The sequence below is a fragment of the Streptomyces sp. NPDC048639 genome (genome assembly GCF_043199075.1).
In the GTDB taxonomy this organism is placed as follows: Bacteria; Actinomycetota; Actinomycetes; order Streptomycetales; family Streptomycetaceae; genus Streptomyces.
Genome location: NZ_JBICVP010000006.1, coordinates 119095 through 129646, shown reverse-complemented (window position 1 = coordinate 129646; position 10552 = coordinate 119095). Strand labels below are relative to the sequence as shown.

General features: G+C 71.9%; 7 protein-coding genes. 3 read left to right on the top strand and 4 right to left on the bottom strand.

The features are described from left to right. Positions 1 to 633 precede the first annotated feature (633 nt). The 3 genes from ACGFNH_RS17865 to ACGFNH_RS17855 all read right to left on the bottom strand — a co-directional run bounded on the left by ACGFNH_RS17865 (position 634) and on the right by ACGFNH_RS17855 (position 3775). Complete coding sequence (locus ACGFNH_RS17865) at positions 634 to 1635, bottom strand: beta-ketoacyl-ACP synthase 3 (RefSeq protein WP_393654701.1); 1002 nt, start codon at positions 1633 to 1635, stop codon at positions 634 to 636. 263 nt (positions 1636 to 1898) lie between these two features. Further along, positions 1899 to 2945 carry a hypothetical protein gene (locus ACGFNH_RS17860; RefSeq protein ID WP_393654699.1) on the bottom strand — a complete coding sequence of 349 codons (1047 nt, stop codon included), beginning with the start codon at positions 2943 to 2945 and terminating at the stop codon, positions 1899 to 1901. 323 nt (positions 2946 to 3268) lie between these two features. Continuing rightward, a complete protein-coding gene (locus ACGFNH_RS17855; RefSeq protein WP_393655392.1) occupies positions 3269 to 3775 on the bottom strand; it encodes a MarR family winged helix-turn-helix transcriptional regulator in 507 nt (168 codons plus the stop codon). A 156-nt stretch (positions 3776 to 3931) separates the two neighbouring features. On the opposite strand from ACGFNH_RS17855, the gene ACGFNH_RS17850 reads away from it, so the two are divergent. Beyond that, entirely contained in the window at positions 3932 to 4360 is a 429-nt protein-coding gene (locus ACGFNH_RS17850) for a DUF6069 family protein (protein WP_393654697.1), read from the top strand. A 220-nt stretch (positions 4361 to 4580) separates the two neighbouring features. Continuing rightward, complete coding sequence (gene asnB / locus ACGFNH_RS17845; protein ID WP_393654695.1) at positions 4581 to 6449, top strand: asparagine synthase (glutamine-hydrolyzing); 1869 nt, start codon at positions 4581 to 4583, stop codon at positions 6447 to 6449. 81 nt (positions 6450 to 6530) lie between these two features. Here the strand turns inward: asnB and ACGFNH_RS17840 are convergent, their stop codons facing one another. Continuing rightward, complete coding sequence (locus ACGFNH_RS17840) at positions 6531 to 8315, bottom strand: BTAD domain-containing putative transcriptional regulator (RefSeq protein WP_393654693.1); 1785 nt, start codon at positions 8313 to 8315, stop codon at positions 6531 to 6533. A gap of 279 nt (positions 8316 to 8594) precedes the next feature. Here ACGFNH_RS17840 and ACGFNH_RS17835 point away from each other — a divergent pair, with 279 nt between their 5' ends. Next, on the top strand, positions 8595 to 10313 hold the full coding sequence (locus ACGFNH_RS17835; RefSeq protein WP_393654691.1) for an MDR family MFS transporter: 1719 nt from the start codon (positions 8595 to 8597) through the stop codon (positions 10311 to 10313). Positions 10314 to 10552 lie beyond the last annotated feature (239 nt).

Here is a 10552-nt window from a genome sequence, read left to right as displayed (position 1 = left end):
GCCGGGGGGGCGCGCGGGCCGCCCCCCCCCCCCGCCGCGCCCCCCCCCCCCCCGCCGGCCCCCCCCCCCCCCCCCGCCCCCCGCCCGGCCCCCCCCCCCCCCCCCCCCCCCCCCCCCCGGCCGTCCGCGCGTGTTCCACGGTCGAGGCCGGTCGCCGGAGGATCCCGCCGGGATCGGCCTACCGGCCTGTCAGGCGGCGACCCGCTCAGTGCCACATCCAGGGAGCGAGGTCCTCGCCTTCGCGACCCATCGGTGCGGCAACCGGAGCGAACGCGTACGGCCACAACCCCCGCTTGCGACACGGGAGATCACCAGTGGCAGAGGCGATGTGATGCCCAGCCGCCATCGCCACAGGGAGGACGGCTGGGTCAGGACCACCGCCGCCGCTCGAGGCCGTGCGGCGACATGAATCGCCGTCGGATGCCGCGTGCACATCCCTCGCCGCGGATGTGGTCGGCGCGGCGGAAGGCGCTGTGCGGTGCAGTGCGGGCGGGGCTTGCGTACGGCCTTCGCCGGGGGCGGGCGGGGCCTGCGTACGGCCTGTGCCGGGGCGGCGGAGGGCATGAGGGAAGCGGGCACCCGGGCCGTGCTTTCGGCAGCCGGGTGCCCGCTTCGGTTCTGGGACCGCCGGGGTCAGGGGAGCCGTACGACCTGGCCCGCGTAGACCAGTCCGGCGCCGAAGCCGACCAGCAGGGCGAGCCCGCCGGAGGGGGCCTTGCCGCCCGCCAGCAGCTCGTCCATGGCCAGCGGGATCGAGGCCGCCGAGCTGTTGCCGCTGGTGACGATGTCCCGGGCGACGGCGGTGCGTTCGGTGAGGCCGAGCTGCTCGACGACGAAGTCGGTGATGAGCATGTTGGCCTGGTGGGGGATGAAGGCGTCGAGGTCGTCGACCGTGACGCCGGCGAGGTCCAGCATCCGCCGGGCGGCGGGCACCAGTTCATTGGTCGCCCAGCGGTAGACCTTCCAGCCCGACATCGTGATGGCGGGCCGTGCGTCGGGCCGGGCGCCGGTGCCGTCGTGCCAGGGATCGGTCATCTTCAGGGCGGCGTTGCGCGAGCCGTCAGCGCGCCAGACGACGGGTCCGATCCCGGCCTCCTGCGACGGCCCGACGACCACGGCGCCGGCACCGTCGGCGAACAGGAACGCGGTGTCACGGTCCTCGTGGTCGAGGATGTCCGTCATCCGCTCCGCGCCGATGACCAGTACGTAGTCGGAGCGGCCCATCCGCACCTGGTCGCTCGCCAGCGCCACGGCGTGGCAGAAACCCGCGCAGGCGGCCGAGACGTCAAAGGCGGCTGCCTGCGCCGCCCCGAGCCGGTGCGCGACCTCGACCGCCACGGCCGGCATCTGCTCCATGGACGTGATGGTGGCGACGATGACCGTGCCGAGCTGGTCGGCGGATATGCCGGCCGCGGCGAGCGCCTTCTCGGCCGCTGTCGTCGCCATCGAGGGCAGGGTCTCGGCCGGGGAGGCGTAGCGGCGCGAGCGTATGCCCGAGCGGCGCTCGATCCAGTCGGGGTCGAGCCCCGTCCGCTCGGCGATCTCGGTGTTGGGGACGGACCGCTCGGGCCGGTAGGTGCCGACCCCCAACAGGCGGCTGTGGCGCAGGACTTCTGTGTCCCGGATCGCAGTCATGCTTGTCCTTTCCTGGCGTACGGGAGGGCCCGGACGGCGGTGGGGCGGATCAACGTGCGGGGCGCGGTAGGTGCTGCGGGGCGGTACGTGGGGGCGTGGCGTGGCCCTGGGCGGTGCGTGGAGCTGGGTGGTGCGGAGTGCTGCGTCGCTGCATGGCGGCGCGTGCACGGCGTCTGGCGTGTCACGGCCCTGCGGTCGTCAGCAGGCCGTGCCGGAGTGTCCGGAGGCCGCCGCCCGCCGGCCGCCATGCGGTGACAGGCGGATCAGCCGGTCGTCCGGGACGAGCCCGCGCGGGAGGACCCCTTCCTGCCCCAGCGGGTCGGGCCCCACGGCTTGTACGTGGACACGGCCGTCATGAACACCAGCGACAGCAGGGCCAGGGCCGCCGAGCCGGCCATCGACCAGCCCACCGTGTCCAGTTCGCCGCCGCGCACCGGTGCACCCGCGTCGACCAGTTCATTGGCCTTGAGGATGAGCTGGTGGATGACGGAGAAGCCGAGCAGCATCACGCCCATGGTCGTGAAGAACTTCACGGCCACCCATCTGCGCTGCAAGAGCCCCCACTTGGTGCCCGCGCCGACGACGATGCCGGTGATGAGGGCGAACATGCTGGTCATGCCGAGGAAGATCTCGTCGAGCATCGACATGGTGCGATACATCGCGGCCTGCTGCTCGGCGCTCCCCGTGGTGGCGCCCGCCACCGACATGGCGAACATCCCGGTCACGAGCCCCAACCAGCCCACCGATATGGCCACATGCGCGGTCAGGACGGCCTTGCGCAGCCGCTGCGGGATCGTACGGCTCTGCCCGCGCACCGCCGCCATCCAGCGGTTGGCGGACGGGGCGAACAGCAGGAACAGGCCCGCCACCGATGCCAGGAGGCTGACGACGGCCAGGGAGCCCTGCAGCGCTCCCACGAGCGGCCGTCCGCCGAGCCCGGCAAGGCCCAGACCGGTGAACAGGATGCCCAGGGAGGTGAACACCGTCAGCAGGACCCGGCCCCACTGGCGGCCGGCCCTGAGCATCTCGGCGAAGAACCCGAACAGCGCGCAGAACGCGATGGTCAGGACGAGGTCGCCGGTGGTCGCGGCACCGGCGACACCGGACTCGACCTGGTGGGCGATCTCGAAGACATTGCTGGCGATCGCGGCGAGCGTCGCCACGATCACCATGACGTAGGCCCAGCGGATGGCGGTCGGCGGGCCGGCGGGCGGCGCCGCGGCGGCCGGACCGGCCGCCTCGGCAGGCTTGCGGCGGCCGCGCCCGGCCTCCGGGACGGGCGGCCTCTCCGTCTGGTCTGTCGTACTCACCGTCGCGCCTCCTTCAGGACAAGGCGCGGACGCCCGCGGCAGCGGGGCTCTGACGCGCCGTCGGTTTGCGGGGTTCTGGCGCGATCAGCCTTGCCGGGAGGGCTCGAAGGTCACTCGAAGGCCGGTGGACGGAGGGTGGGCGACGGGCGCGAACGGGGCTCGTACGGCTGAGGGTTGGTCGACCCGCGGTACGGGGCTCGTACGACGGGCGGTCGGCCGACGCGCGTACGGTCCGCCGACGGCCTGGTGGACGGAGGCCCCGGGTGCGACAGGGATGCCGTTGCCCCGGGGTGCGGAGTGCCTGGGTGCGGAGTGCCGGGGCGTCAGCCCCGGGCCGCGTCGTCCAGGGACCGTACGAACTTGGTGAGCAGGCGCGCGAACTCCTGCTGCTCGTCCGGGTCCCAGCCCTCGAGCACGTGGGAGTAGAAGTCCTGGCGGGTGCGGTGCGCGGCGGTCACGGCCTCCTCTCCCGTCGAGGTCAGCTCCAGACAACTCCGCCGCCCGTCCTCCTGCGAGGCCACGCGGCGCACGAAACCGGACCTGACCGCGTCGGCGACGATCCGGCTGGCCCGAGAGGGGTCGATGGCCAGCCGGTCGGCGACGAAGCCGACTGTGACGTCGCGGCCCCTCTCGTCGGCGCCCTCGTCGACGGCGTCGACGACGGCGAGCGTGTTGAGATCCACCGGCTCCGCGAGGCCCTTCATCACGGGCCGGGCGAGGCTGCGCCGGGACTGCCGGCGGCGGATCCGGATCATCGCCGCCTCGACGGCGGTCAGCACGGTCTCGTCGACCGGCGCGTCATCGGCGCGTCTGCGCGCTTGCGTATCGATTTCTTCTGCACCTTTCACGCTTCGAGGCTACTTGCATACGACTGGACCGAGCATTCCTGGGTGTGAGACCATTATGTGCGAAGGTCATGCATGTGCGTAGTGCACAATATCTGGTCCGGCACTCGCCCGAGTGTTCGCGACCGAAGGAGGCCGAACATGTCCGCATCCCCCGCCGCCGCTCGTACCGGCAGCCCGGTGCGCACCCGCGCACTCGCCCTCGTGGGAGCCGTGGTGCTCGACGCGCTGATCTGGCTCCTCGCCGACCGGGTCTTCGGGATCGACCTGAGGATCCCGGACGGCCCCGGCTCCACCACGACCAGTGAGCTGGTGCTCCCGGCCGTGATCATCTCGGTGGCCGTGATCTCGCTCGTGGGATGGGGCCTGCTGGCCCTCCTGGAGCGGCTGACCGGCCGTGCCCGCACGGTGTGGACCGCCATCGCCTCGGCGGTGGTCGTGCTCTCCCTCCTCGGGCCCCTGTTCGCCGCGGGCCTGACGGCGGGCAACCGGATCACGCTGGTCTGCCTGCACCTGGCGGTCGGTGCGGTCCTGATCCCGGCCTACCGCAAGGACGCGCGCCGCGTGTGATCCGGGCACGCGCCATGCCGGTCCGAGCGCGATCCGGGTGTGGTCCGGGCGTGGTCCGGGCGCGCGCAGGGCGTGATTCGGGCGCGCGCAGGGCGTGATTCGGGCGCGCGCAGGGCGTGGTCCGGACCGGGCCGGTCCAGCGCCTCTCCAAGCCGCTTCGAGTGCTCCGGGAAACCTTGGACACCGAGGGCAACCGAGAGGCCACGGAAGGAGATCCCGTATGTGCGGCATCGCAGGCTGGGCCGTCCGCCAGGACGGCCGGCCCCGGGAGGAACCCGGAATCGCCGAGTCCATGGCGCGCACGATGGCTTGCCGGGGGCCGGACGAGCAGGGTGTCCGGACCGGCCGGCACGTGACGCTGGTCCACACGAGAATGGCGGTCATCGACCTGGCCGGTGGGCGCCAGCCCATGGCCGCGGACGACAGCGAGGATCCGGCCGCGACCCTCACCTACTGCGGCGAGATCTACAACTTCCGTGAGCTGCGTACGGAGTTGACGGGCCGCGGCCACCGGTTCCGCACGCGCAGCGACACCGAAGTGGTCCTGCGTGCCTATCTGGAGTGGGGCGAGCGCTGCGTCGAGCGGCTGGAGGGCATGTTCGCCTTCGCCGTCTGGGACGCCCGCGACCGTACGCTCTTCCTGGCCCGCGACCGCTTCGGCATCAAGCCGCTGTACTACGCCCAGACCCGTGACGGGCTGGTCTTCGGCTCCGAGCCCAAGACCCTGCTCGCCCACCCGGAGGTCCGCCCGGCCGTGGACCTCGACGGTCTGCGGGTGCTGTTCTCCATGGCCCGCGCGCCCGGCGAGAGCGTCTACCGCGACATCCGCGACCTACCGCCGGGTCACACGCTGGTCTTCGGGCCCGGGGGAGAGATATCGCTGCGCAGGTACTGGCAGTTGGAGGCGCAGCCGCACGAACACGACCTGGAGCACACCATCGGCACCGTGCGCGAGCTGCTGGAGAGCAGCGTCGCCCGCGAGCTCGTCTCCGACGTCCCGCTGAGCGTGATGCTCTCCGGCGGCCTGGACTCCAGCACCGTGGCCGCGCTTGCCGCCCGCGCCCTGGCGACCGAAGGCGCGGGCCCGGTCCGCACCACGACCGTCACCTACAGCGGATACAGCGACAACTTCCAGCCCGACCTGGTGCGCAGCGCCCCCGACTCCCCGTACGCCCGTGCCGTCGCCGAACACATCGGTGCCGAGCACCTGGAGATCGAGCTCACCACCGCCGACCTGATCGATCCCGTCGCGCGCCGCACCGTCCTGCGCGCGCAGGACGTCCCCGCCCCCTTCGGGGACATGGACACCTCCACGTACCAGGCGTTCGCGGGCGTCCACCGGTACTCGAAGGTCGCGCTGACCGGGGAGAGCGCCGACGAGATCTTCGGCGGCTACAGCTGGGTGCACATACCCGACCTGGCGTACGAGCAGCAGTTCCCCTGGGTGGCCTTCGAGCAGTGGCACCCGGGGACCCGTGAGGGCCTGGGGCAGGGGCTGCTCTCGCCGGCCTTCAAGTCCCGCCTGGACATGGGCGCTTACTACGCGGAGCGCTATGCGCAGGCAATGGCCCATATACCCCGGCTTCCGGGCGAGAGCGACGAGGAGCGCCGGGCCCGGGAGATCTGCCATCTGCATCTGACGCACTGGCTGCCGCGGCTGCTGGAGCGCAACGACCGTCTGAGCATGATCTCGGGCCTCGAGGTGCGGGTGCCCTTCTGCGACCACCGGCTCGTCCAGTACGCGTACAACATCCCCTGGGAGATGAAGACTTACGACGGCCGGGAGAAGAGCCTGCTGCGGGCCGCCGCCCGTGATCTGCTGCCCGAGAAGGTCCTGGACCGGCCCAAGGCGCCGTTCCCGGTGAGCCAGGACGCGACGTACACCAAGGCCCTGCACCAGGAGCTGGCGGAGGTGCTCGCCGACCCCGCTTCTCCGGTGCTGCCGATGCTGGACCTGGAGGCGGCCCGGGCCGTCGTCTCCCGGGACGGCGGGGCCGATGTCCAGGACTGGCTGCACCGGATGAACATCGAGATGGTGCTGCAGGTCAACTCCTGGCTCCTGGACCTCGGGGACGACCTGGAGCTGTGACCGCGGACAGCGCCAGGGCACACGACTCAGGGGGCGCCCCGTGGGACGCCCCCTGAATCGCGTGCTGTCGGACGCGTGCTGTCAGACGCAGGTGCGTGCGGGCTGCATGGCGCGCAGCGCCGTCCGGACCAGCGGGGCCAGGCGGTACTGGAAGAACCGCTCCGTGGTCGGGTCGCTCGCCATGTCGACACCGAGGAGGAAGAACTCGACCAGCTCTTCCAGGAGTTCCTCCGTCTCGTCCCCGTCCTTGCCCAGGATCACGGCCGCCTGCTCCACCGTCAGATCACCGATGGACTCCCAGGCCAGCTTGGCCAGGGCGTCCCGGAGCCGGGGCTCGAGCCGGCCGCAGCGCCGCACCACGTGGTGGAACGGATGCGGCCGCTGATGCGCCACGACAGCGGGTCTGTCGCGGCTCAGCCAGTCGATGAGCTGACGGATGGACCAGTGCGGCCGCAGCGCCAGCAGCCCCACGGCCTCCAGCGTCGGGCCGGGCAGATCCCCGCACAGGTCGAGCATCGTGTGGAGACCCGGGGCGTCGCCCAGTGCCCGGTCCCGGCCGAGGGCGCCCAGGAACAGTTCGAGCGACCGCTCGGAGCCCAGGGGCGGCAGATCCACCCGCGCCTTGAACTGGCTGCCGTACAGACGCCGGTAGCCGGCCACCAGGACGGCCGACCCGGAGTCGGCCGGCAGGAGGTCGGTGACCTGGTCTGTGGTCGCCACGTCGTCGATGACCAGCAGCACCCGGCGGCCGGCGGTCCAGGCGTGGAACATCCGGGCCCGGTCGGCGCGGTGGGGCGGCAGATCGGCGCGCCGGTGGCCGACGGCCTCGAGGAGGTTCGCGAGCACCTCGTCGATGGCCAGCGGGTCCGCCGGGTTGCCGAACGACGCGTACAGCCGCCCGTCGGGAAAGGAGTCGCCGAGACGGTGGGCGAGATGGACGGTGAACGACGTGGTGCCGGCCCCGGGCGGTCCCGCGACGGCGACGCACCGCGGACCGTCCGTGCTCCCCTGCTCCGACAGCATCCGGCCCACGTGCAGCAGATCGGCCTCCCGGCCCACCAGCGGGACATCCGCGGGCAGCGTCACCGGTGGTCCGCCGGTGGGTGCGCCGTGGACGGCCGTCTGACCGCCGGGCAGGTCGAGCCCGCGGTCGCCGGCCAGCACCTGCTGGTGCAGCCGCTGGAGTTCGGAGCAGGGCTCGAGCCCCAGCTCCCGGGTGAGCACGCGGCGGATGCGCTGGAAGACCTCCAGGGCCTCCGGCCGCCGGCCCGCCCGGTAGAGCGAGAGCATGAGCTTGGCGTGCAGCCCTTCGCGGGTCGGGTTGTCGGCGGCGAGTGCCGTCAACTCGCTGATGAGGCGGTGGTGGCGGCCGAGGAGCAGGTCGGCGTTGATCCGCTCCTCGAGCACCTCGTAGCGCTGTTCTTCGAGCCGCAGGGCGTCGATCCCGACGATCGGGCCGGGGGCCAGATCACTGAGAGCGGGCCCTCGCCAGACGGCGAGGGCCCGCTGCAGCAGGTCGGCGGCTTCCGCCACCGAGCCTCTCTCCATCGACTCTCTGCCGCGTGCGGCCAGTTCGCCGAACTCCTGGGAGTCCAGGCAGTCCGGGGGGACCGACAGCCGGTAGCCGCCCGGTGTGGTGAGCAGGGCCCGGGTGCCCACGGCGGGGCCGGGGAGGTGCGGATCGCAGAGCCCGGGCAGTTTGCGCAACTGGTAGATGTACGTCTGGAGCGTGGTCGCCGCGCTGGACGGCGGGCGCTCCTCCCAGAGTTCTTCCACGAGTTGGTGCAGCGGGACCGTGGTGTTGGCCCGCAGGGCCAGCAACGCGAGAACTTGTCGGACCTTTGGTGCGGATGGCGTGACGTGCACGCCGTCATGGACGACTTGCAGGGTTCCAAGTAACCCGATCTGCAGCACTGGCCCTCCCGTTGGTTTGCATCATTGATACGGCCTGATGCACTTCGTGAGCGTGAGGTCGATTACTTGACTTCTGCTTGAGCGATGCTCGACGGCGGGCAGCGAGCAGGTCACGGTCTGGAAAATCCCCCGGTCGCATCTCCACCCCCTCACGCTAGGCTACACAAGACATTTATATGCGCGTGGCATACAATTGCAAAGAGCCCAGAAGTGTGGCCCGAGGAGGACCCGATGACCGATGCCGGACCAGGCCGTCCGCAAGGACCCGCGGCCACCGCACCGCCGCCGCGCCGGCTGCCGCCCCGATTCCCTCTGCTCCTCGCCGCCCTGCTCCTGACCAGCGCGATGTCGATGCTCGACCAGTCGATCGTCGCCACCGCGGGACCGAGCCTGACCGCGGATCTGGGCGCGCTGCACCTCTACAGCTGGACCTTCACGGCGTACATGCTGACGTTCAGCGTGGCTATGCCCGTCTACGGCAAACTCGGTGACCTCTTTGGTCGCCGTGCGGTCTACCTCAGCGCCATCGTGATCTTCCTCGCGGGATCCGCGGCGTGCGGCGCGGCCGGCTCGATGGGCCAGCTCATCGTGTTCCGCGCACTCCAGGGGCTGGGTGGAGGCGGGCTCCAGGTCAGCGCGTTCTCCGTGCTCGGCGATCTGATGCCGCCGCGCCAACGCGCCAAGTACCAGGGGTGGTTCGCCGGCGTCATGGTCATCGCCAACCTGGCGGGGCCCCTGGTCGGCGGCTTCCTCACCGACCAGCTGGGCTGGCGCTGGATCTTCTACATCAACCTGCCGCTCGGCCTGCTGGCCATGGCGGGCATCCGGGCCCTCCTGCCCCGCACCGCCCGCGGCGCCACCCGGCCGCGCATCGACTACGGCGGCACGGCCCTCCTCACAGGCCTCATCGTCTGCCTGGTTTTGGTCACCGACCTGGCCGGGCGGTACGGCTGGGGCCACATCGCCATCATCGCCCTCGGCACGGGCGCGGTGCTCCTGGCGGTGGTCTGGGTGCGCCACGAGCGGCGCGCGGCCGAACCGGTCGTCCCGCTCGGGCTGTTCGGGAACCGGACCTTCACCATCTGCGTGGTGGTGGCCTTCGCGGTCAGCTTCGCCTTCTTCGGCTGCGTCAACTTCGTACCGCTGCTCTTCCAGACGGTCGAGGGCGTCAGCGCCACCCGGACGGGGCTGTTGTTCCTGCCCGCGATGATCGGCATGGCCGTGGCGACGGTGGTGGCCGGCCAGGTGATCGGCAAGACCGGGCGCTACAAGTGGTTCCCGGTGGCCAGCACCGCCCTCGCCGCGGTGGCCGCCGGATTCATGTCGCTGACCTCCGCGGACACGGGCGCCGCGACAGTCAGCGCCCTGCTCGCGGTGATGGGGATCGGCGTCGGGCTCTCCTCGCAGGTGACCACCCTCGTCGCCCAGAGCACCGCGCCCCGTGAGCACATCGGTGTCAGCACGTCCACGGTCGGGCTCGCCCGCAACATCGGAGTCGCCTTCGGCGCAACGGTGTTCGGCTCGCTTCTCAACGCGCGACTGGCTTCCGAGGCCGCACGGCTCCTCCCCTCGGACGTGGCGGACCGTGTGGTGGGCGGCACGCTGGAGCCGCGGCGGATCGAGGCTCTCGATCCGCAGACCGCCTCGGCCGTGGCCGACGTCTACAGCGGGGCGCTGTCCACCGTGTTCCTCTCGGCCGTGCCCGTACTGCTGGTCGGCCTGGTGCTCGCGCTGATGCTGAAGGACGTCAAGCTGGAGGCCCGCGGCCCGGGCGGCCCCGGAGGTCCCGCGGGACCCGGGAGTGCGGGAGGCCCTGATGCCCCCGGGAAGGCGGCGGACGGTGGCGTCGCCGCGGGCCCGGCGGCGGACGGTGGCGATGCTGCGGGGAGGGCTGCGGATGCCGAGAGACCCGGTGAACCGCGGACGGGCGGTGGGGGAGGAGGGGCGTAGGGCTGTCGGGTCGGAGGAGGCGCAACGACCGGACGTAGCGATCGGGCGGAGCCCCCAGGCCGGGACGACGGCACGCCTCGGAGGCGTCCTGCTCCCGGCGTAGTCACCGGCCCGGATGCGGATGCGGACTCAGGTGAGGTGGGGATGCGAATGCGGCTGGGAATGCGCATGCGTCGGCGCTTCGCGTCGTGCCCAAGTTCCTTGCCGAGCAAGGAACTTCGGGCCGTGCTCGGGGGCCC

What these genes read in the sequence shown, in the direction of transcription:
- ACGFNH_RS17865 (WP_393654701.1), bottom strand. Translation starts at nt 1,635, where the DNA reads ATGACTGCGATCCGGGACACAGAAGTCCTGCGCCACAGCCGCCTGTTG.
- ACGFNH_RS17850 (WP_393654697.1), top strand. Translation starts at nt 3,932, where the DNA reads ATGTCCGCATCCCCCGCCGCCGCTCGTACCGGCAGCCCGGTGCGCACC.
- asnB (WP_393654695.1), top strand. Translation starts at nt 4,581, where the DNA reads ATGTGCGGCATCGCAGGCTGGGCCGTCCGCCAGGACGGCCGGCCCCGG.
- ACGFNH_RS17835 (WP_393654691.1), top strand. Translation starts at nt 8,595, where the DNA reads ATGACCGATGCCGGACCAGGCCGTCCGCAAGGACCCGCGGCCACCGCA.